We start from the raw sequence: 22172 nt of genomic DNA, 5'->3' as shown, positions 1-22172 counted from the left end.
TTTGGCGCGACGGTTACCGTTATCAGAAGGGGGGCGTCATGCTGAGTGAGTTCACCCCCAAGGGGCAACAACAGGCCGATCTGTTTGCCCCGTCATCCGCTCAATCGGATGCGCTGATGGCAGTGATGGACCAGATCAAAGCCAAGGGATTGGGGCGCGTAGGCTTTGCCAGCCAAGGCTCGGGGTCGCCTGAGTGGATGATGCGACAAGAGCACCTGAGCCCCTGTTACACCACCCGCTGGGAGGACCTGCCGCTGGCGAGGTAAAAGCCACAGAAGGTTGAAACAGTCTATTCAAAGCTCGCTGGACAGGTAAATTTTGGACGGGAAATTTTTTTCCAAACGAGGAACTGATACAACAGAGAGCGCCAACTTTCGCAAGAGTCAGTTACCTTTTGAGAAAGGTGAGAGTTAAAATTTCCTCCACGGCCAATTAACCACATATGACCATTCCAGCCCAGATGACACTATGTTATTGCAGAAGTTCTGATGTTAGGCATACGGTTAGGCATACATTAATTTTCTGAATTGGCGATTTTAATTTAAGATCAATTAGTTAGTCATTAGGTTCAACATCCCCCAGCCCACCAAACGTTTGGAAAGGGCCGCCTCGCAAGAGGCGGCCCTTTTTATTTCTCCGTTTTCGGCAAACACCCAACCCGCACAATATCACCGCTGATCTAGCTATGGCTTACAAAGTGTTGTCGGTTCAGGCATCAGGGTGATGGTCATGGCGATGCTCATGGTGTCACCGCGCTGCAGCAGACGCAGGCCGGGGTGACCGGCCATATGGTGGGCATTGGCGGCATGACTCTGGGGCTCAAGACAAACAAAACCGCTCGCTTCATCCGGCTGATAGAGCATCAGGAAGGGGGCGTCGCTGGCCACCTTCAACCGCTGCCGACGAGCGGGATGCTCCAGCTCGGCCGTACCATGCCAGCCACCGTAACAGTGGTTGAGCCACCCTTGTGGGCGCTGCCACTGGCGAAAGTCGAGGTGGGGTGCCAGCCTGCTCGACCAGTCGGTCGGCAGATGATCCGGCCCCTCTTGCCAGACGCCGCTCGCCAGAAAGCGAATCTTTGTCTGCTCGTCGCGCCAGAAGAAGGGGTGAAAACCAGCGCCGTAGAGACAGGGCACCTCCCCCAGATGGGTCAGACTGATGCGAGCCAGCAGGCTCACCCCCTGTAACCGATAGTCAATCTCGGCCAGATAGTGAAAAGGGCCGCATTGGCTGGCAAGCTGCAGCGTCACCGAACTGGCTGAGCCTGCCACCCGCTGCCATGGCAGCAACCAGCCATCGCCATGCAGGAAGAAGTCGGGATCAACCGGGCTTTCTGGCAAACGATGCTCCTCCCCCCACAACTCAAAACAGTTGCCTGCTACCCGGTTGGCCAGCGGCACCATGGGAAGGAGGGCGCTTTCGCCGGGATGACAAGATGCACCGGGGTCACTATCGCGCAGCAACGGTCGCCCCTGCTCATCCTCCAGCCCCAACACACAGGCTCCTTGGGTTGAAACCCGCATCCGAAGATGCGGGTTGCTCAATGTGTAAACCGTCATGCCGAGGCGCTAGCCTTGGTCGGCGTCAGCTCAACCTTACCTTGGGCCAGTTGGGCTTCCAGTGCCTCCAGCGTCACCCCTTTGGTCTCAGGCACCTTGCGGTAGATGAAGATCAGCCCGGCAAAACAGATGATGCCGTAGAGCAGGAAGCTGCCTGCGGCCCCCAGCCCGGCGTTAAGCAGCGGGAAGGTGTAGGTCAGCACGAAGCAGGCGATCCAGAGCGCCAGCGTACCGGCCGACATCGCCAGCCCGCGTACCCGGTTCGGGAAGATCTCCGAAAGCAGCACCCAGGTCACCGGCGCCAGCGTCAGCGCATAGATGGCGATGGCCGCCAGCACCAGCAGCAACACCGGCAAGCCCAACACGCCGCTAGCATAGGCCGCGGCCATCATGCCGTAGATGATGGTGAGACCAGCCGAGCCAATCAGCATCAGCTTGCGACGGCCAAGCTTGTCCACCATGGGCAGCGCAATCAGGGTAAACAGCAGGTTGATAAGGCCGGTGGCGACGATGGATTTGAGGGTGCTGTTGATGTCAAACCCGGCGGAAGCAAAGATCTCCTGCGCGTAGTTGAAGATGACGTTGATGCCGCACCACTGCTGGAACACCGCCAGCACCATGCCGATGATGAGGATGGGACGCACCGAGGGTTTGCCCAGCTCCGCCAGCGATACCTTGTGCGCCGACTCACCCACCAGAGTCTGGCTGATCTCGGCCAGCGTCTGCTTGGCATAGCCATCCCCGCCAATCTTGCCGAGCATGCGGGCCGCCAGCTCATACTGACCATCTTTGGCCAGCCAGCGCGGTGATTCCGGCACGAAGAACATCAGCACCAAAAACGCCAGCGCCGGCACCAGTTCGGCACCGAACATCCAGCGCCAGCCGGACTGGCCGTTCCAGGTCGCCAGAATATCGGCTTGGGTGGCGTTGCTCGCCACCGGATCGGCGATCATCAGGTTGACCAGCTGAGCCGCCAGCACACCGATGACAATGGTGAGCTGGTTGATGGCAACGAACTTGCCCCGCTTGTCGGCTGGGCTTATCTCGGCGATGTACATGGGCGAGAGCGCAGAAGCCAGACCGATACCGATCCCCCCCACGATGCGATAGACCACGAACAGATCGAAGTTGCTGGCCGCAGCCGTGCCCCATGCCGAGATGGTAAACAGGATGGCGGCCAGGATCAGCGGCTTCTTGCGGCCGAAGCGATCCGCCGACCAGCCGGAGATAACAGCCCCCAGCACACAGCCCACCAGCGCCGAGCTCATGGCCCAGCCGGACTGGGCCGGATCGGTGATGGAGAAATAGGCCTCATAGAAGGGCTTGGCCCCGCCGATGACCACCCAGTCGTAACCAAACAGCAGACCTCCGCAGGCGGCCACCAGGCAGATCATCCAGACGTAGCCCATGTTGAGCCGGTGCGTATCCGAGCGATGTTGAGTGTGTTCCATGACTCATCCTTATTATCTTGTCGATTGTAGGGTGCAGTGGCGCCCCGTACCGTGGCAGGGCGCCCGTCGTTGTTATGGCAGTGATGGATTGAGTGACAGCTCGCGGCAGATCAGGGCAAACAGCTGCCCCTTGTCGTGGGCCGGGTTGAGGGTCAGCAGCTCGCGCAGGGTTTGGGCACACGCTTCGCGCTGATCCAGCCCCAGCAGGCCGAGGGCCCGGACCAGCAGGCAGTGCTGGTGGTGTTTGTGCTGCGGATCGTCATCCAGCACGATGAGGTCGGGCAGTGAGACGGCGAAGAAGTCCGCCTCGACCGACTCGCCCATTGCCTGCTCGGCCCAGCCGACCATCCCTTCAAAGAGACGCTGCGCCTCGGCAACCCGTCCAAGACAAGCCAGCGCCATACCCTGATAGAAGAGATAATCCACCGGCTGATCGTTGTAGTAGCGGCTGGCCCCCAGTGAACCCTGACCCAGACAAGCCGATTGCAGGCACTGGGCCGCCAGACTCTGGTTGTCACAGGCCAGATGGCAGAGCGCCAGCAGGTAGTGGATGTCGTTGTCGGTCTGTCCCACCAGACGCCCCTCTCCCAGATTGAGAGGGTAGTGCAGCGCCTGTTGCAGCAACGGAATAGCCTGCTCGTGGCGTCCCTGAGTCATCAATGCCAACGCCCGGCGCTGCTGATTGATGAGGTACTGACCGGTCACCTTGCCCTCGCCCCCCTCCCAGGGGTGAAATTCGCGCAGCCGCAAGATCTCCGCCGCAGCCTCCAGCTGGCCGGTGATGTGATAGAGGCTGAGCAGTTCGGCGGTCAGGTCATCGCGCTTGAGGGCCACCTCACGATGCGCCTCCAGCAGCGCCAACCGCTCGCTTGGCGCCATAGCGCAGCGCTTGTGCAGTTGATCCAGCTCGAACAGCAGTCGCGCATCGTCCGGCTTGAGAGCAAAGGCCCGACGGAGGCACTGCTCGGCCGCCGCCATATCACCCGCCTTGTTGAAGTGGTGAATACCGAGGTTGCGCCAGACCGGGGCAAAGTCCGGTGCCTGCTCGCACACCCGCTGCCACAAGGCAATCGCCTGCCCGTAGTTGCGCTTGCTGTAGTGAAAGCAGCCCAGCAGATAGCTGGCAAACCAGCTGTGGGAAAGCTGCGCCAGCATGGCCAACTCGCCTAGGGTGTTGGGGAAGCGCACCTTGCGGCCAAACGCCTGCTCGGCTCGCGCCAGCAGGGCATCCTGCGCCTCACCTTCCGGCAACAATGCAGCCTCGAACAGCAGCGGCAGGGTCTCCTCCACCTGCAGTGTTGAGAGCAGTTGCTGCGCCAGCTCGGGGCGACCCCAGCTCAGCAGTTCGCTGACGAGGAAGCAGAGGTTGGTGCCACGCCCGTTGCACAGGGTGCGCAGCGCTTCAAGATCGTTTGGCTGCTCGCTTGCCAGCCAGCGCAGGAAGGCCAGCTGATAGTGAAGTGGATAACGAACGCGTTGCTCGTCGATATAGGCGATGGCTGCCTCCGGCTCACCAGACTCCAGCAGGGCCAATCCCTTGAGAGCGATGGCGCCGTAGTGGGTGCCGTTGACGGCAAGACTCTTCTCGACAAATTGCAGTGCCTGCGCGGGATCCCGGCGCACCATGGCGATGCGGGCTAGTCCGAGGAAGCCGCTGTCGCGGCAGTTGCCACTCCAGGTCGCCTTGTAGAAGTCATCGAAGGCGGCATCGAACTGGCCGAGTCGCTCCTCGATATGGGCCCGCAGCAAGCTCGCCTTGCCACACTGGGGGTTCTTGTTGAGGCGATGGGCACGGGTTAGCGCCTGATTGACGTAGACCAGCGCCGGCTCATAGTTGGCACGGTTGTACTCCAGGGTCGCCAGCGACAGATTGCAGCGATAGTCGCCGCCATCCAGCTCCAGCGCCCGCTGGTAGTAATCAAAGGGCGAGCGGCTGGCGTGCAGATACTGCTCAAGATGCTGACCGATGAAGTAGAGCTCGTCGACCGAGTTGAGATTGACGGCGGGCTCCGGCGCCGTGGCCGGATCCGGCAAGGCTTCGCCTGCGGGCTGATGCTCCAGATAGCAGAGGATCGTCTGACCCTGCTCATCCAGCAGACGAACCTGTAAACGCCCCTCGCTGGTGATAGCGAACGGCTCCAGCCAGGCCTGACCCGGCTGCAGATCCAGAGGTTGCGTAAACAGCACGCCCCCCTCGTCGCTTACCTCGAAGCTGGCCCCGAGAAGTGGCGCTACCGCATAGACCCCGCAGACGAGGCCGTCATCGCTGCGCTCCAGCTTGATGGCGGCGCGGGTGTTGGCGTTTTGCAGAGTGCCCAGGGTGTTGTAGGGCAGGAAATTTTGCACGAACACCTTCTCTTCACCAGCATCCAGCCAGGTGAAGTCGGGCTGGTTGTCGGTATAAACCCCGGTCATCAGCTCGATATAGGGGCCGTTGTCATCGGTCAGGTTGCGATCCCAGGCCAGACCGAAGTCACAATTGCCCCAGCTCCACTGCTTCTTGCCCGGCGACACGTGGTGATCCGCCACGTGCAACAGGCCGCCCTGTTCATCATGGCAGTAGGCGCCGACGAAGTCGTAGTCAGACTTGTCCGCCATGTAGGAGGTGGGCACCGGAATATTGCGATAGCGGGAGATATCGACCCCGGCGGAGTAGTCCACCTTGTAGTAGGTGCCGCGGGCGATGGGAAAGGCACTGACGTCACGCTTGCCGTGGTCATAGACTGCGGTCACATCGGGCGGGAAGACGCTCTGGTGGGCATCGCCCCCTTTCACCGCCGGGTTGGACCACCAGAGGAAATGGCGCGGCGTGTCATTGCCGTTGAACATCTTGCCGGTGATCTCGATAAGCGCCTTGTCGGGATAGAGGGTGAAACCCGCCATCACCTGCAGACCGCGCATCGGTTCCACCTCACCGAGCCAGACGGTCTTGGCGCCGCCCTCATGCTCCGCGATGGTGAAATCCACCGGCATGAAGGTGGTGGGTCTGTGGTGCTGCGGCCAGTTGAACTCGATGCCGCCGGAGATCCAGGGGCCCACCAGCCCCACCAGTGCCGGCTTGATCACTTCGTTGTAATAGACGAAATCACGATTCATCACCTTGTCGTAGGCACGGTGGATGCGACCGCCCAGCTCCGGCAGCAACATCACCTTGATGAAGTCGTTCTCCAGCCAGACCGCCCGATAGGACTTCATCTGCTTCTGACCGGTGAGGGTATCGATCACCCCATAGGGATAGACGGCCCCCGAGGAGCCCTGATAGACCCGCTTCTCGAGAAACATGGGGTTGGGATCTTCGGCGCCCACCTCGTAGGTCGGCAGGGTGATGGTTTCGACCCAGACCTTGACATCAGCTCTCATCAATCTCGCCTCACTTAATACTTGTTAGTAAAAATTTCAGTGAGACCAGATTAGAATGGTTAAACCACCATTAATTGCTGAAAGATCACGCAATACAGTAAGCGGAGTTTAGTGAAGTGATGAGCACAGGGTTGAACAACCAGAAGGTACGCCACCACAACAAGCAGGTGCTGCTGGCTCTGCTCTACCAGCTCAAGGAGGCGAGCAAGTCCACCCTGGCGCGCCATTGCGAGCTCTCCATCCCGGCGGTCAGCAAGATCCTCGACGAGCTGGTGGCCGAGGGGGCCATCAGCCACAGCGAGCAGAACCTCTCCCAACGCGGCATCAATGGCGGCAGCTACCGCATCGCCAGCGGCCAGGGGGCGATCCTCTGCCTCAATATCAGCCCCACCAGTCTGGAGAGCATCCTGGTGGACAACCTGATCACCCCCCTCGACGACTACGCCGGCCAGAAAATTGCGCCGCAAACCCCGGACGAGCTGCTGCGCCTGATCGAGACCTGCTACTACCAGCACAAGCGCCGCCACAAGGGGCTGGCGATCCGGCTGGCCATCGCGGTACACGGTCAGGTCAACCCGGCCAGCGGGGTGTCGCAGACCATGCCACAAGCCCCCTGGCACGCACCGGTCGAGCTCAAGTATCTGCTGGAGGAGCGCCTCGGCTGCGAGGTGATGGTGGACAACGACTGCATCATGCTGGCGCTGGCCCAGAAGTGGCAGGGAGCGGAAAACGTCGGCGATTTTTGCGTCATCAACGTCGACTACGGCATCGGTTCAGCCTTCATCATCAACGGCCAGATCTACCGGGGTGCCCTGTTTGGCAGCGGCCAGATCGGCCACACCATCATCAACCCGGATGGCAGCGCCTGTGCCTGCGGCCGTTACGGCTGCCTGGAGACGGTCGCCTCCCTCTCGGCCATCAAGAAGCGGGCCCGGGTCTTCCTCAAGCAGCAGGGGGCGGATCCCGCTGCGCTGGCGGAGGGGCGTGTCGGCACAGCCCAGCTGCTGGCACGCTATCAGCAGGGAGAACCCATGATCCGGGCCATGGTGGATGAGGGTGCCCGCGCCATTGGCCTGAGCCTCTACAACTTTCTCAACATCCTCAACATCAACCGTATCTGGCTCTATGGTCGCAGCTGCGGTTTTGGCGAGGAGTGGCTGCAGACCATCATCCACCAGACCGGTGCCAACCCGTTCGACTGCAGCGATGCCGTCAACGCCACCCACATCCGTTTTGGCCAGCTCAGCCGCGCCCAGCAAGTGATGGGGATTGGCTATCTCTACGTTGAGCGCGAGCTGGGAGCGAGTCAGCCCGCCACCCGATAGCGCCCCCCTACAAGTTGAATGCAGGAAAAAGGAGTAGCCAGCACTGCCAGTTCGGCTGCTCCCAATGTCGCTTGTCGCCCCACAAACCGAAACAAAAGTTGCACGCTTTATGGTGTACTTCACCATTTCACCACGGATAAGCACCATCAAAAATACAGTTTAAAGCTGCTTGAAGAGCCATAAACATCAATACAACACCATGTTTTAACTAGATATAGGTAGCCAGCACCGGGTTATCGTTCCACAGAGTGCGCCACCAGTGAAATCGTTTTCTTTTTAGACAGAGAACCTGAGTTAAATCAAATAAAGTTGCATATCATCTTTGGTATGGTGAGGAGATACCAAGCGATCCTCTCTGTCGCTTCCCTGCTGGCTCCGCCAGATGCAGCATTTTCTGCGCCTTGAAAGCGAGTTATGACGCCATGATCACCATCACCCTCGATGGGGCTCAGTTGACGGTTGACCCGACCAGAACCCTGCTCCAGATAGCAAAACAGCACCAGATCGATATCCCCTCCCTGTGCAGTGACAACACCAGCGCTCCCAAAACGCCGTGCGATCTCTGCGTGGTCGAGATTGCCGGGCTCGGCATCCGGTGCGCCTGCGAGACGCGCCCCAAGGCAGGGATGATGGTCACGACCCAAAGCGATGCCCTGCGCGCGCACCGTCAGCAGGCGCTCGGCCGCATCCTCGCAGATCACTACGCCGATTGCGAAGCCCCCTGCCAGCGCGCCTGTCCGGCCGGAGTGGACATTCAATCCTATCTGCACCACATCGCCATGGGGGAGCACGAGGCAGCGATGGCCGTCATCAAACAGACCCTGCCGATGCCCCTCTCCATTGGACGGGTCTGCCCCGCATTCTGCGAGGCGGAGTGCCGCCGCGCGCTGGTGGATGAGCCGCTGGCCATCCGCCAGCTCAAGCGCCATGCCGCCGATCTCGATCTGGCCGAGGTTGCCCCCTATCAACCGGCAAAGAAGCCCGCCAAGGGCAAGCGGGTGGCCATTATCGGCAGCGGCCCGGGCGGCCTCACCTGCGGTTACTATCTGGGTTACGAGGGGTTCGAGGTCGACCTGTTCGAGGCGATGCCCGAAGCGGGTGGCTGGCTGCGCTACGGCATCCCCGAATACCGGCTGCCCAAGGCGATCCTCGATCAGGAGATCGACCTGATGTGCCAAAGCGGCATGCGGATCCACACCAGGCAACGACTGGGCCACCAGATCACCCTCTCGGCGCTGTGCCGCGACTATGATGCGGTCTGTCTGGCGGTTGGCGCTTCCAAGGCGGTGCCGATGGATTACCCGGGCAGCACGCTGGCCGGCTGTTATCTCGGGGTCGATTACCTCAAGGATCGGATGCTGGCCAAGCGGCTCACCACCGGCAAGAAAGTTGCGGTGATCGGCGGCGGCAATACCGCTATCGACTGCGCCCGCACGGCGGTCAGGCTGGGGGCTGACACCACCCTTATCTACCGCCGCACCCGTGCCGAGATGCCCGCCGAGGCATATGAGATTGACGAGGCGGAGCACGAAGGGGTTCGCTTCATGATGCTGACCAATCCGGTGGAGAATCTGCCGGACAACCGTGGTCGCGTCTGTCAGGTGCGCCTCGAGAAGATGGCCCTCGGCGAGCCAGACGCCTCCGGTCGCCGCCGCCCGGAGCCTACTGGCGAGTACCTCATTGAAGAGTTCGATACCGTGATTGCGGCGGTGTCGCAGCAGCCGGATCTCAGCTTTATGGAAGGAGAACCCCTCACCCTCCCCTTCACCCGCTGGCAGACGCTGGAGTCCCACCCCGACACCATGCACAGCGGCCACGGCAACCTGTTCGCCATCGGCGATCTGCGCCGCGGGCCCGCCACCGCCATCGAAGCGGTTGCCGATGGCCGCAAGGCCGCTCTGGCCATCGATCAGTTCCTCCATGGTGACATGATCGATCCGGTTCGCCCCTTCAACGCCTGCAAGGCTCCCACACTCAAACAGGTTGATCCCGCCCAGTTTGCTCACCTGAAAAAAGTCGCCCGCACCATCATGCCCCATCTGGCAGAGCAGGATCGCGAGGGCAGCTTTGCCGAGGTGGAGCGTGGTTTGAGTGATGCCGATGCCCGCAGCGAAGCCAGCCGCTGCCTCGAGTGCGGCTGTCAGGCCAACACCAATTGTGCGCTGCGCGACTACGCCACCGAATACAAGGTCGATCAGAGCGCTCTCGATACCAGCCAGTGCCAGAAGTTTGCAGTGGATAACAGCAGCGAATTTATCGTGTTCGATGCCAACCGCTGCATCGGCTGTGGCCAGTGCGTGCAGACCTGTGGCGAACAGGCGGTACAAGGGGTGCTGCGCTTTGCCAAAAACAACGATGGCTCCCTCTCGAACCGGCCGCAGTTCGACACGGGACTCTCGATGGGCGACTCCCACTGCGTGCAGTGCGGCGCCTGTGTACAGGTCTGCCCCACCGGCGCCCTGGTGGATGCCCGCGACAAGTCGCAGGGGCGCACCGAGCTGCTCACGCCGGTCAATACCATCTGTACTTACTGCGGGGTCGGCTGTGGTGTCACCCTCTATGTCGATGAGGCGAACAACCGCATCCGCTATGTGGAGGGGAATCGCAACTCGCCGGTCAATCAGGGGCTGCTCTGCGTCAAGGGGCGCTTCGGCTTTGACTTTATCCAGAGCGAGGAGCGCCTCACCACCCCGCTCATCCGCAAGGATGGCGAGCTGGTGCCCGCCAGCTGGCAAGATGCCATTGAGTTGGTTGCAGAACGCTTCACCGCCCTGCGCCAGCGCTATGGCAGCGATGCGCTGGCAGGTTTCTCGTCGGCCAAAACCACCAACGAAGAGAACTACCTGTTCCAGAAGTTCATGCGCCGGGAGCTTGGTACCAACAACGTGGATCACTGCGCGCGGCTCTGCCACGCCTCCACCGTTACCGGGCTGGAGGCGTCGCTAGGCAGTGGCGCCATGACCAACGACATCCCGAGCATCGACCACTCGGATCTCATCTTCATCATCGGCTCCGACACCTCGGCCGCCCACCCCATCATCGGCTCCCATATCAAGCGAGCCGTCACCACGGGCAAGGCGCGGCTGGTAGTGGCCGATCCGAAGCGGATCGAGATGGCCGACCACGCCAGCCTCTATCTGGCCCACCGCCCCGGCACCGACGTGATGCTGCTCAACGGCCTCATGCAGCAGATCATAAAGAACGAGTGGCACGACAAGGCCTATATCGCCGCGCGGGTGGAAGGGTTCGAGGAATTGCAAGCAGAGGTGCTCTCCCCCGCCTATACGCCGGACAAGGTAGCCCTTGTCACCGGCGTGCCGGCCGAGCAGGTGATCGAGCTCGCCCGCCTCATCGGCACCGCCGAACGCACTGCCATCTACTACTCCATGGGGATCACCCAGCACACCACCGGGCACGACAACGTGCGGGCCATCGCCAACCTGCAACTGCTGTGCGGCAACATCGGCATCGAAGGGGGCGGCATCAACCCGCTGCGGGGCCAGTCCAACGTGCAGGGGGCCTGTGACATGGGGGCGCTGCCCAACTGCCTGCCCGGCTATCAGAAGGTGGCCAACCCCGAGGTGCATGCCCGCTTCGCGGCCGCCTGGCAGCAGCCAGAGTTGCCGCGCACACCGGGCCTTACCCTCACCGAGACCATAGATGCCGCCTGTGCGGGCAGCATCAAGGGGCTCTATGTGATGGGTGAAAACCCGGTGTTGAGCGATCCGGATCAACATCACGTCATCGAAGGGCTCAAGCAGCTGGAGTTTCTGGTGGTGCAGGATATCTTCCTCTCCGAAACTGCCCAGCTGGCCGATGTGGTGCTCCCCTCCTGCTCCTTTGCCGAGAAGAGCGGCCACTTCACCAACACCGAGCGGCGGGTGCAGCGCATCTCCCCCGCCCTCAAGGCGCCGGGTGAAGCACGGGAGGATTGGTGGATCATCCAGCAGATCGCCAACGCCATGGGTGGCAACTGGCGCTATCAAAACCCGCAGGAGATCACCGCCGAGATCTGCCTGGTTACCCCGCAATACGCCGGCATCCAGTGGGACAAGGTGGGAGCGCAAGGGCTGCAGTGGCCTTGCAACGATGTGGCGCCCGAAGGCACTCGCCTGCTCCACGGCAAGCAGTTCACCCGTGGCAAGGGGGAGATGGTCGCGACCCCGTTCCGCTATGCCGCCGAACTGCCCGACGAGACCTATCCCATCGTGCTCACTACCGGCCGCCTGCTGGAGCAGTTCCACACCGGCACCATGACCCGCAAGACCAGGGGGCTCGACAAGCTGGCTGGCCCTCGGGTGATGATGAGCGTGGCGGACGCCCAGCGGTTGGGGATCAGCAACAGCGAGCGGGTGAAGGTCACCAGCCGCCGCGGCCATATCGAGCTGCCCGCCTTCGTCACCAAACGGATGCAGCCAGGAGTGGTCTTTATCCCGTTCCACTTTGCCGAAGCACCGGCCAACCGGCTCACCATCAATGCCACCGATCCCCACGCCAAGATCCCCGAGTTCAAGGTGGCGGCGGTGCGCATCGACAAGCTGGAATCCCCGTCGCAAGCTGGAGAGCTATCCATGCAGAAGGAGCCAGCCAAGCCAGACATTGAGGTTGCCTGAGGGGAGTAGCAAAACCTGAGTAGCCGCCTGCCGGGAGAGTTGGCCCACAGGCCTTCCTCCTTGGTATTGCGATAACAAAAGAGGGGTATGAGAAGGGGCTACCAACCAAAATGCACAAAGGGTTAGCTTCGCTGAGAAGCTAACCCTTTGTTTTATATGGTGCCGATAAGGGGAATCGAACTCCTGACCTTCGCATTACGAATGCGCTGCTCTACCAACTGAGCTATACCGGCTTGTTGCCAGTCAGATTCATGAAAAATGGCTGGCGTGTCAATCGAGCCAACTCAATTTTATGAGTTGGCTCATGGTGTTAGCGCCCGATTTACAGATCGGTAAACTCGGGAATATGGGCCCGACCGCGACTCTCGAGGAAATCGAGCAGGGCTCGGGGGGAGCGCACCAGGATCCGCTCCAGCGGAAAGCCCGCTTCGGTCACCAGACGGTGGCAATGGTCAAAATCGCCGAGGCTGAAAGCGACATGGGAATCGGAGCCGAAAGTGAGATAGGCTCCCAGATCTCGCGCGGCTTCAACGATGGCGCGGCAGTTGCCTTCGCTCCCCGGGCGCGAGTGAATGAAGGAGGAGTTGTTGATCTCCAGCGCCACCCGATAGTCCGCAGCCGCCTTGACCACCGCCTGAATGTCGATGGGAAATGAGGGGTTGCCCGGGTGGCTGATCATATCGACCCGGCCGCTCTTGATGGCGTTGATCATCGCCTGGGTGTGGGTTGCTTGGTCGCAGGGAGGGAATACCTGCTCATGAAAACCCGCCATGATCATATCGAGACGCGACTCATAGCGCTCTGGGAAATCGATCTCCCCGTCGAGGTTTTTGATGTTGGCCTCGATACCCCGCAGGATCCCCACCCCGTCCACCACTCTTGGCAATATCGGCAAGTTGGCAAAATGCCAGACATGAGGGGCATCGGCCATCTCGGGGCCATGATCCGTGGTGGCGAACAGCTTGATCCCCTTGGCTCTGGCGATGGGCAGATAGTCGTGGATGGTGCTGTAGGCGTGGGTGCTGGCAATGGTGTGAGTGTGGGTATCGACCGGGTACTTCATCTTCTCTCCCCTCATATTTTGAAGGGGCAGCATAACAAAGTAGGGGGAATTGGGCCACGCCGGCACTTGCCACACTTTGTCACAAAATACCGAGGAACTGACATAGTCTGAGCCGGACTGACTGGCATACTGGCTCCCGTCGATACATGCCTGAACTCGCATCGACAGTTTGCCGTCAGGATGATGCAAACTCACTTTCCCCACCGTCGCTCCCCGCGGCGGTTTTTTTTGCCTGTTTGTTACCCTCTGCCACCGTCCACCGGGCAAAAAAATGCCCAACTAGCAAGAAGCAGGTTGGGCGAGACTTAATGTTTAATTGCAGTGGCATAGATATAGAGTCTCGCGCTGTGGAGTTAGTTCCGACCTTTTTGTGCTTTTTCACAAAAAACATTCTGCTAACACCCGTTCACAATCTCTTGACACCTCGCGTTATGAAACGTACTTTTTAAACATTCGTTTAAGTGAGGTGTCCAGTGAGTAAAATCGATACCAAAAACCGTATTCTCGACGCCGCTGAAGTGCTGTTTGCCGAGCGGGGATTCGCCGATACCTCTTTGCGTCTGATCACCAGCGAGGCCGATGTCAATCTGGCTTCCGTGAACTATCACTTCGGCTCCAAGAAGGAGCTGATCCAGGCGGTGCTCGACCGCTATCTGAGCCTGTTCATGCCCGATCTGGATGCCCGCCTGCGGGTGCTGATGGAGCAGGAGCAGCTGACCCTGCTGCAACTCTTTGAAAGTTTTGTCGAGCCGCTGATGAAGCTCTCGGCCGTGCGGGCCAACGGCCCGGCCATCTTCATGCAGTTGCTGGGGCGCGGCTATATCGACAGCCAGGGCCACCTGCGCCGCTTTATCACTGCCCACTATGGCCCCATTTTGCAGCGGATCACCCAGGCGATCTCCAAGGCCAACCCGGCCCTCTCGCCGGCGGATCTCTTCTGGCGCCTGCACTTCACGCTGGGCACCGTCGTATTCACCATGGCCTCTGCCGATGCGCTGCGCGACATCGCCCTGGCCGACTTTGGCCAGCAGCTCGATGTGGAAGGGCTGGTGCGCAACGTTATTCCTTATCTGGCGTCCGGAGTCGGGGCACCAGTGGAGTCGACCAGGCTCTCCCTGGCCGTGTAACAACCAACAATAAATCAACGGAAACAGTGAAATAGAAGGAACTTCGGTATGATCACATTGCTTATCCTGCTGGTGCTGGCGATTGCCGTTGTGCTCGGCGTCCCCTCACTGCGCAAACAGTGGGTAACCCGTCCTGTGTTCGGCATCTTCAAGAAGATATTGCCGCCCTTGTCGGCCACCGAGCGGGAGGCCATGGAAGCCGGCTCCGTCTGGTGGGATGGCGAGTTGTTTCGCGGCAATCCCGACTGGAAAAAACTGCACGGCTACGGCAAGGCCGAGCTGACCGCAGAGGAGCAGGCCTTTATCGACAATCAGGTCGAAACCCTGCTCGCCATGGTTGATGACTTCAAGATCGTCAACGAAACCAAAGACCTGCCAGAACCGGTCTGGGACTATCTGAAGAAGGAAGGCTTCTTCTCCCTGATCATCCCGAAATCCTACGGCGGCCGCGAATTCTCGGCGATCGCCAACTCCACCATCGTCACCCGCATTGCCACCAAGAGCCTGAGCGTGGCGGTTACCGTCATGGTGCCGAACTCCCTTGGCCCGGGCGAGCTGCTGATGCACTACGGCACCCAGGCCCAGAAAGATTTCTGGCTGCCGGGGCTGGCCAATGGCAAAGAGGTGCCCTGCTTCGCCCTGACCGGGCCGGAAGCGGGCTCCGATGCAGGTGCCATTCCTGACAAGGGAATCGTCTGCAAAGGGATGCACAAGGGTGAAGAGGTGCTGGGTATTCGCCTCAACTGGAACAAGCGCTACATCACCCTGGCGCCGCGCGCCACCGTGCTGGGACTGGCGTTCAAACTCTATGACCCGGAAAAACTGCTGGGTGACAAGGAAGAGCTCGGCATCACCTGCGCGCTTATCCCCACCAGCCACCCCGGCGTGCGCGTCGGCGATCGCCACTACCCCATGGGTCTGGCGTTCCTGAACGGCCCGACCTTCGGCAAGGATGTGTTCATTCCGCTCGACTGGATCATCGGCGGCCCGGATTACGCCGGCCGTGGCTGGCGCATGCTGGTGGAGTGCCTCTCCGCCGGTCGCGGCATCTCGCTGCCTGCTCTGGGCACCGCTTGCGGTCACATGGCGAGCCGCACCGTGGGCGCCTACTCCTACGTGCGCAAGCAGTTCGGCATGTCCATCGGCAAGTTTGAAGGAGTGCAAGAGGCGCTGGCCCGCATCGGTGGCCTCACCTATCAGCTGGAAGGAGCCCGTCGCATGACTGCAGGTTCGCTGGACTTGGGGCAGGCACCGGCCATCGTCACCGCGATTTCCAAGTACCACATGACCGAGATGGCGCGCCAGATCATGGATGACTCCATGGACATCCACGCCGGTCGTGCCATCCAGCTGGGCCCGAAAAACTACACCGGCTACGCCTACATGGGGATTCCGGTCGCCATCACGGTGGAAGGGGCCAACATCCTGACCCGCAACCTGATGATCTTCGGGCAAGGGGCTACCCGCTGCCACCCGTATGTCTTTGCCGAGCTGGAAGCGGCCGCTGATACCGACGTGGAGCGCGGTCTTGAGAAGTTTGACGCCCTGCTGATGAAACACATCGCCTTTGGCGCCGGCAACTTCTTCGGTTCCCTGTTCCAGGGGCTGACTCTGGGTCAATTCAACAGCGCGCCGGTAGCCGGTGAAACCGCTCGCTACTACAAACAGCTCTCCCGCATGAGTAAAGGGCTGGCCCTGTGCGCCGACGTCTCCATGCTGATGCTGGGTGGCGATCTCAAGCGCAAGGAGATGATCTCCGCCCGTCTGGGTGATGTGCTGAGCCACCTCTATCTGGCCTCCGCAACCCTCAAGCATTACGAGGATCAGGGCCGTATGGTCTCCGATCTGCCGTTCGTGCAGTACGCGGTGGAGCGCAACCTCTACCTGATTGGTAAGGCGTTCGAGGGCTTCTTCCAGAACTTCCCGAACAAGGTGGTGGGTGCCGTGCTCAAACGCGTGGTGTTCCCGTTCGGCGTCGGTTACAAGATGCCGGCCGACGATCGCTGCCACGCCATCTGTCTGGCCATGATGAAGCCGGGTGAGTTCCGCGACCGTCTGACCGCACTCTGCTACGTGGGTAAGGACGAGGCGGATCCGGTCGGCCTGATGGAGCGTGCCTTCCAGGCCATGGTCGCAGTGCAGCCCTACGAGAAGAAACTGGTGCAGGCCCAGAAAGAGGGCAAACTGCCCCGCAAACTGGCGCTGCCTGAACTGGTGGAAGCTGCGCTGGCCAAATCGGTGCTGAGCAAGGATGAGGCAGACAAGCTGCTGGCCGCCGATGCCCTGCGCTACGAAGCGATTCAGGTAGACAACTTCGCCCCAGGCGAGCTGGAGGGAATGGCGCAGTCCAGCCCCATCCATCACGCCGCCTGACAAGCGATAATCAAAAAGGCCCCTTTCGGGGCCTTTTTTTATGGCAATAGCCACGCACTGACCGTTCGCACATCCTGCGTACAGCCAAGCAGGCCGGAGTTTGCTATCTTGCGGCCATCATTTGCGTTTAGAGCAAGCACAACCCATGAGCATTATTTTGGGCATAGACCCGGGATCGCGGATCACCGGTTACGGGGTTATCCGGGTCGTCGGCGGCAAGGCCGAATATCTGGGGTCGGGCTGTATCCGCACCGATTGCGGCGAGCTGCCCGAGCGCCTCAAGCAGGTCTATGACGGGGTATGCGAGATCATCACCCAGTTCAAACCCACCGAATTTGCCATCGAACGGGTCTTTATGGCCCGCAACGCCGACTCGGCCCTGAAACTGGGGCAGGCCCGTGGCAGCGCCATCGTCGCGGCGGTCAACGCCTATCTGCCGGTGAGCGAATACTCTGCCACCCAGATCAAGCAGGCGGTGGTCGGTACCGGTGGCGCCAGCAAGGAGCAGGTGCAGCATATGGTGACCCATCTGCTGAAACTATCCGCCACCCCGCAGGCGGATGCGGCGGATGCCCTCGGTGTGGCGCTCTGCCACCTGCACACCCGCCAAAGTCTGATCAAGATGGCAGGGCGCGCCAGCAGCTCGGTACGTGGCCGCTATCGCTAAACCTTGTTCACCCGCCCCGCTCACCTCGGGATCGCCAAATAAAAAAACCGCCCCGGATATCCGGGGCGGTTTTGTTTGGCCCATCAGCAAGCCGGGACGTAGCTAAAGACGAAATAGCTCGGCTTGGCACTCTGCGTTTGGCTAGACGAACAAGCTACCCGAGCGTACCGGAATACTCTCCTCCTGAGCTTGCAATAAAGGCAGCAGTTCGTGGTAACCGGCATGCAGCTTGTCGCAGGCAGCTTGGCATACTTCTGGATCCGCATGCTCATCCAGGGTGCACCACAACAGCAAATGCCCTCGACCATCCACCGTCAGTCTGGCCGGTTGCAAGGTAGAGAGTGGGCTGTTGACCTGCAACAGCAGCAACATGACGCCGGAGAGCATTCTGGTGGGAAGCGGGGCGAGCGGCAGTGCCAGCACATATTGTCCGTCGATCTTCTCGAACCATAGCTCTGGCGCATCCTCAAACCTGATCACCCTGCTCTCGCCCGCGGCGGGTAGAGCCAATCCCAGTGAACCCAACCAATCAATCAGCATATTTACTCCTTCATCATCCAGGAGCGAGCCTGAGTCACGGTGGTAGAGGAGAGAGGCTTGCTCCACGGTTTATTGCGGGCCCCATAGTTATCAGCCAGCTCCCGCAGGGCCTCATTGACCTCGACCGACGTGGTAGCGCCGACAAGTGCGTGCTCGGTTTTACGCAGGAGCGCCACATTGCTGTCCGGCTGACCGGGACGGAACAGGGAGGGGTAGATCACCTCATGAATGATGTTGTTCGCGACCGTTGCCACCTGACGACGGCTGGCCTCTTCCTTGCCCAGATCCAGCGCGGCGAAACGCCCTGCCGGGCTCGGTGTATCGAGCAACCTGGCCAGCGCAGGGTTGTCTGCCTGATTGAGCTGCGCGGCAAGCCACTGCTGCCGGGCCGGCGAGTCTGCGAGTGTGCCGAGCTGCTCCAGAGCCTGCGTCAGCGAGCCAGAGAGATCGAGTCGCGCCGAGGGATCCTGCTCCAGCACAGATGCAACCAGCACAGAGAGTTGCTCCTGAACTTCCTGACGAAAAAGGGCCGTGGTCTGGACATCCGGGGTGCGCTCTTCGGCCACCGCGGCAAAGTCCCGATCCGGGAGCGCCAGCAGCGCCGACTCCAGATCCTGGAACTGATAATCCTTGCGGCTGCTCTCCCGTCCTTCCAGATGCTGCCCAACCACATCGGCCAGCCTCTCCTGCAGATGCTGCTTGTCCGCATCGCTCATGGTGAAGTTGAGGGTGCCACTTAACGTGCCGCTGAAATCACCGCGCTCTGATTTGAGCGGTACGGTCACCACTTGATCGGTCAACCCGTCAAGCCCTCTGGTTTGCAACGCCGAGCGTGCACCGACGGGAGCCCCAACTACCCAGTCTGCAATCGCCCCCTTGCGAGTACCGCGATCGGCCGGTTTCCCGCCCTCTTCTTCAAACTTGAGGATCAGGTTCTCGTGCTCGGCGATGGTGGCGCCCCGGGCCTCGGGATGGATAAGTTCAGGCACCGGGACGTTGAGCATGACGCCACCATCTTGCAATGACAGCTTCTCCCCCTGCGCCAAGAAAGGTTGATGCTGCTCCTCCGGGCGACTGAACACCACCGGGAATGAGCCCGATATGTGCGCGGCGCGGGCAATCTCCATGTCTGGCGTCAGGCCGGCGTTAAACAGGATCATCTGGGGACGACCATCAAACATGCCAGTCCCCGTGATGTTCAACTCCTTGATGGCCGGGATGTGGCGACCAAGCAGAGCCAGATCGCCGAAGGTCACACCGCCCCCCTGTTCGAGGCGCTGACGAATGGCTGCGACGTCGGGTCTGGCTGCCAGCTCGGGGTGAGACTTCAACTGCGCCAGAACCGAACTGCGTGACTCCTGCTTGAGTATCCTTTCGAGCGGGACGGCATCCGACTGCAGACGCGGGAAGATGTTGCTCAACAGCTGTACGAAGCTGCCAAGTTTACCCAGCTTGAGTTTTTCGAGCACGCTGGCGATCGCTTTGCCCGCTTCGCCACTCATGTGCTGGGCCAGGCTGATCTTTTTAACCGGCGAATCAAGCAGGCTGATGAAGTCCATCTCGTCAGAGAGCGCCTTGAACTCGCTCGCGTTCATACCGGCAGCAAGCAGTGCGGCGGTAATGGCGCCGGCCGAGGAGCCAGAGAGTGTGCGGATCCCCTCCAGCTTCCCCTGCGCCTCCAGTGCCTGGATGGCGCCCGGATAGGCAGCCCCTTTGGCGCCGCCACCGCTGAGCACCAGGCTGGTGATGGGCGGCCGGGCCAGAGTAACGGATGCCGAGCCATCCTGCTGGCGGGTAATGGTCACCTGACGCGGGCCGCAGCCCTCACAGATCACATCGCGCTTGGCAGAAGCCGCCAACGGGGCATGGCTCACACTCTCCAGCCGGGGGCCGGATACGCCACCCAGAGTCGCGACAAGGCTGGGGGCACTCTCCTGCGGTCGGCCAGGTTGCGGCTCGACAGCAGGCGTGTGGGTCGATGGTGAAAGACTGGGGGCTTGCTGAATCTGCATGGCGCTTCTCCTGTTACGATGGAATTGTCCCCATTCTAGGGATGCAACCCATGGTCGTTTGGCAACAGAAGCCGCGATTTTGTCAATGGGGGGATTTATTTTCTCTCGTGAACATCGGCGCGCTCCAGTGTCACCGCCATCGCCCGCGAGAGCGCGTCGAGCTGGCCATCGAGGCTGGCATCGATGATCCCCACCTCGGTTTCGAGGATGCAGCCTCCCTGATCGAGGCGGGCATCTGCAGAGATCTCGAGATACCCGATCTCGGGGAAATCCTTGTGTACCCGGGCAATCTGATCGCGTACCGCCTGCACCTGCTCGGGATTGACCCGCACCGTCACCTGCTTCTGGTTGCTCACCAGCGAGAGCGCCTCGCGCACCACCTTGAGGGTGAGCGCCACCTGATCGTAATCGTGCAGGATCTTGCGCACCGCCTGCAGCACCACCTCGCTCATCTGTTGTTCCACCGTGCGGTAGTATTGCTGGCACTGCAGCTGGGTCTGGTGCACCAGCACAGCCTGCTCGAGGCTAGCCTCCTCGATGCCGGCCTGCCAACCGAGCTGCTTCTGCTCCTCATAAACGGCACGCGCCTCCTCGACGATATCGGCAGCCTGTGCCCGGGCGGCATCGACCAGCGCCTGAGCACTCAGATAGGCCTGATAGTCGTGACTGCGCAGGATCCGCTGACCGGGAGCCAGTTGCAGGTGTTCACTCTTTATTTCAACAAATGGCAGCATTGTGGCGTTACCTGTTTGGCAATTTTGAGACAGAGTGCGCGAGCGAGTGGCAGCTCGGCATCAGCCAGTGACCAGCCTGGGCGCAGGGGTGATACCGGCAAACGTAGCGCAAGGCGACGGGCCCAGGCGGGATGAGCGGTCCCCGCCGCAGCCAGCCAGAATCCCAAGCCTGCCGCCTCCAGCGAGGCGCTATCGAGCGTGGCGGGCAGCGGTTGCTGCCAGCCGGCAGGCCAGGGGCCAATCAAGAGGTCGAGGCGGGCGAGCAGCGATCTGTGCCCCTCCTCCCCCAACACCGCGATTATTTGGCGCAGCACAGGCGCTTGCAGGCAGTGGCGGATCGCCTCGCCATGGAGCACGGCGCCAAGCTGGCGCAGCACGAGCGCCAGCGCCTCGGCCGGAAAGAGCGCCAGCCCTCCAAGCTGCGCGGGCAGTTCGTAGTCGATAGCCAGTGCCAGCTCGTCGAGCAGGGCCTGATTGCAGGCAGGCAGAGTGCGCCACTCGGGCACGCTCGCCTGCAGCCAGCGCCACGAGGCGGGGAAGTGCTCCTCGTGCAGGTAGCTGGCCGGACAAAAGCGCAGTTGATAGGGGGTAAGGCCGACCGCCATCAACGACTCCGACGCCGGTGCCATATGAATTGGGCCAGGTTGGTGGTCACCACCAGCGCCAGCAGGAGCGCGATCAGTCCACCCAGCCGCCATCTGGATCCTTCACTCACCTCGATGGAGAAGAGGGTGGTATTGCGCGGCATCAGGGGGCTCTGGCGTACATCGGCCGAGGGTACCAGCACCACGCTGATCCGGTCGTAGGCAAGCCCTTCAATGCTGTTGTTGACCAGCTGCTTGATCTGCGGGATGTAGGTGTCGAGCTGGATATCCGCCGCATGCTTGATAAAGACCGAAGCCGAGGCGGGCGATGGCTTCTTGCTGATCCCCTCGTTCCCTTCGGGCAACACCACATGGACGCGGGCTACCAGCACGCCGTCGATCTCCGAGAGGGTGTGGGAGATCTCCTGGGCCTTGGCGTAGTTGAGACGAGCCCGCTCCTCGGTGGGCGAGGAGATGAGGCCATCCTTGGGAAAGACATCCTGCAGGGTGGAGAAGCTCTCGCGCGGATACCCCTTGCGCTTGAGCAGTTCAACCGCCTGCGCCACATCGGACTCCTCGACCAGCAGCTTGATGTTGCCATCCTTGTCAGGCTGCTTGTCCGAGGAGATCCCCTCGGTGCGCAGCAGCGCCAGCATCTCGTTGCCCTCTTTCTGGTTCACCCCGGTATAGAGCTCCACCTTGCAGCCACTGAGCAGCAGGGAGGTGCACAGCACCCCCATCAGCATCGATCTCTTCACACTACC

General features: G+C 61.0%; 15 protein-coding genes and 1 tRNA gene. 6 read left to right on the top strand and 10 right to left on the bottom strand.

The genetic code is table 11. The annotated features are described in order from the left end of the window. Positions 1 to 266 (top strand): DUF4113 domain-containing protein (locus AACR93_RS08130; protein ID WP_043850431.1); only part of this gene is annotated, 266 nt, incomplete at its 5' end. 417 nt (positions 267 to 683) lie between these two features. On the opposite strand, the gene AACR93_RS08125 is transcribed toward AACR93_RS08130, so the two are convergent. The 3 genes from AACR93_RS08125 to AACR93_RS08115 form a co-directional block, all read right to left on the bottom strand. Then, positions 684 to 1559 (bottom strand): aldose 1-epimerase, encoded by an 876-nt coding sequence (locus tag AACR93_RS08125; protein ID WP_043850430.1) that lies wholly within the window; start codon positions 1557 to 1559, stop codon positions 684 to 686. Next, the gene (locus tag AACR93_RS08120) at positions 1556 to 3010 is read right to left on the bottom strand and encodes a sugar porter family MFS transporter (protein WP_043850429.1); all 1455 of its coding nucleotides are present in this window, start codon (positions 3008 to 3010) and stop codon (positions 1556 to 1558) included. Before AACR93_RS08120 ends, AACR93_RS08125 begins: the two co-directional genes overlap by 4 nt. Before the next feature lie 72 nt (positions 3011 to 3082). Beyond that, entirely contained in the window at positions 3083 to 6370 is a 3288-nt protein-coding gene (locus AACR93_RS08115; RefSeq protein WP_043850428.1) for a DUF5107 domain-containing protein, read from the bottom strand. A 119-nt stretch (positions 6371 to 6489) separates the two neighbouring features. Between AACR93_RS08115 and AACR93_RS08110 the strand changes: the two genes are divergently transcribed. Both AACR93_RS08110 and fdhF read left to right on the top strand, forming a co-directional pair. Continuing rightward, a complete protein-coding gene (locus tag AACR93_RS08110) occupies positions 6490 to 7695 on the top strand; it encodes an ROK family transcriptional regulator (RefSeq protein ID WP_043850427.1) in 1206 nt (401 codons plus the stop codon). A gap of 401 nt (positions 7696 to 8096) precedes the next feature. Further along, positions 8097 to 12308, top strand: a complete 4212-nt coding sequence (fdhF, locus tag AACR93_RS08105) for a formate dehydrogenase subunit alpha (protein WP_231556908.1) — start codon at positions 8097 to 8099, stop codon at positions 12306 to 12308. A gap of 157 nt (positions 12309 to 12465) precedes the next feature. Here fdhF and AACR93_RS08100 read toward each other — a convergent pair. Next, a tRNA-Thr gene (locus AACR93_RS08100) sits at positions 12466 to 12541 on the bottom strand. A gap of 89 nt (positions 12542 to 12630) precedes the next feature. After that, positions 12631 to 13371 carry a phosphatase gene (locus AACR93_RS08095; RefSeq protein WP_042031479.1) on the bottom strand — a complete coding sequence of 247 codons (741 nt, stop codon included), beginning with the start codon at positions 13369 to 13371 and terminating at the stop codon, positions 12631 to 12633. Positions 13372 to 13844: 473 nt separating this feature from the next. Between AACR93_RS08095 and AACR93_RS08090 the strand changes: the two genes are divergently transcribed. The 3 genes from AACR93_RS08090 to ruvC all read left to right on the top strand — a co-directional run bounded on the left by AACR93_RS08090 (position 13845) and on the right by ruvC (position 17538). Next, positions 13845 to 14498: a TetR/AcrR family transcriptional regulator gene (locus AACR93_RS08090; RefSeq protein ID WP_005334507.1), complete on the top strand. Its 654-nt coding sequence runs from the start codon at positions 13845 to 13847 to the stop codon at positions 14496 to 14498. A 48-nt stretch (positions 14499 to 14546) separates the two neighbouring features. After that, positions 14547 to 16871: an acyl-CoA dehydrogenase gene (locus tag AACR93_RS08085; protein ID WP_043850425.1), complete on the top strand. Its 2325-nt coding sequence runs from the start codon at positions 14547 to 14549 to the stop codon at positions 16869 to 16871. Positions 16872 to 17016: 145 nt separating this feature from the next. After that, positions 17017 to 17538: a crossover junction endodeoxyribonuclease RuvC gene (gene ruvC / locus AACR93_RS08080; protein ID WP_043850424.1), complete on the top strand. Its 522-nt coding sequence runs from the start codon at positions 17017 to 17019 to the stop codon at positions 17536 to 17538. Positions 17539 to 17679: 141 nt separating this feature from the next. Here the strand turns inward: ruvC and AACR93_RS08075 are convergent, their stop codons facing one another. From AACR93_RS08075 to sctJ, 5 genes are all read right to left on the bottom strand, one after another. Next, positions 17680 to 18078 carry a hypothetical protein gene (locus AACR93_RS08075; protein ID WP_033113152.1) on the bottom strand — a complete coding sequence of 133 codons (399 nt, stop codon included), beginning with the start codon at positions 18076 to 18078 and terminating at the stop codon, positions 17680 to 17682. A 2-nt stretch (positions 18079 to 18080) separates the two neighbouring features. Further along, complete coding sequence (locus AACR93_RS08070; RefSeq protein ID WP_082044076.1) at positions 18081 to 20090, bottom strand: patatin-like phospholipase family protein; 2010 nt, start codon at positions 20088 to 20090, stop codon at positions 18081 to 18083. A gap of 95 nt (positions 20091 to 20185) precedes the next feature. Beyond that, positions 20186 to 20824 (bottom strand): HrpE/YscL family type III secretion apparatus protein, encoded by a 639-nt coding sequence (locus AACR93_RS08065; protein ID WP_043850423.1) that lies wholly within the window; start codon positions 20822 to 20824, stop codon positions 20186 to 20188. Next, positions 20803 to 21429 (bottom strand): SctK family type III secretion system sorting platform protein, encoded by a 627-nt coding sequence (locus AACR93_RS08060; protein WP_043850422.1) that lies wholly within the window; start codon positions 21427 to 21429, stop codon positions 20803 to 20805. The genes AACR93_RS08065 and AACR93_RS08060 overlap by 22 nt, the downstream gene beginning before the upstream one ends. Beyond that, positions 21429 to 22166, bottom strand: a complete 738-nt coding sequence (sctJ, locus tag AACR93_RS08055; RefSeq protein WP_197077943.1) for a type III secretion system inner membrane ring lipoprotein SctJ — start codon at positions 22164 to 22166, stop codon at positions 21429 to 21431. Before sctJ ends, AACR93_RS08060 begins: the two co-directional genes overlap by 1 nt. Positions 22167 to 22172: the final 6 nt, after the last annotated feature.

Source organism: Aeromonas sp. L_1B5_3, from assembly GCF_963866575.1.
Classification (GTDB): Bacteria; Pseudomonadota; Gammaproteobacteria; order Enterobacterales; family Aeromonadaceae; genus Aeromonas; species Aeromonas jandaei.
Note: the sequence above shows the minus strand (reverse complement) of the source record. Positions and strands in the feature narration are given on the sequence as shown.

Coding starts and splice junctions, on each gene's coding strand:
- AACR93_RS08125 (WP_043850430.1), bottom strand. CDS start 1,559: ATGACGGTTTACACATTGAGCAACCCGCATCTTCGGATGCGGGTTTCA.
- AACR93_RS08120 (WP_043850429.1), bottom strand. CDS start 3,010: ATGGAACACACTCAACATCGCTCGGATACGCACCGGCTCAACATGGGC.
- AACR93_RS08115 (WP_043850428.1), bottom strand. CDS start 6,370: ATGAGAGCTGATGTCAAGGTCTGGGTCGAAACCATCACCCTGCCGACC.
- AACR93_RS08110 (WP_043850427.1), top strand. CDS start 6,490: ATGAGCACAGGGTTGAACAACCAGAAGGTACGCCACCACAACAAGCAG.
- AACR93_RS08095 (WP_042031479.1), bottom strand. CDS start 13,371: ATGAAGTACCCGGTCGATACCCACACTCACACCATTGCCAGCACCCAC.
- AACR93_RS08085 (WP_043850425.1), top strand. CDS start 14,547: ATGATCACATTGCTTATCCTGCTGGTGCTGGCGATTGCCGTTGTGCTC.
- ruvC (WP_043850424.1), top strand. CDS start 17,017: ATGAGCATTATTTTGGGCATAGACCCGGGATCGCGGATCACCGGTTAC.
- AACR93_RS08075 (WP_033113152.1), bottom strand. CDS start 18,078: ATGCTGATTGATTGGTTGGGTTCACTGGGATTGGCTCTACCCGCCGCG.
- AACR93_RS08070 (WP_082044076.1), bottom strand. CDS start 20,090: ATGCAGATTCAGCAAGCCCCCAGTCTTTCACCATCGACCCACACGCCT.
- AACR93_RS08065 (WP_043850423.1), bottom strand. CDS start 20,824: ATGCTGCCATTTGTTGAAATAAAGAGTGAACACCTGCAACTGGCTCCC.
- AACR93_RS08060 (WP_043850422.1), bottom strand. CDS start 21,429: ATGGCGGTCGGCCTTACCCCCTATCAACTGCGCTTTTGTCCGGCCAGC.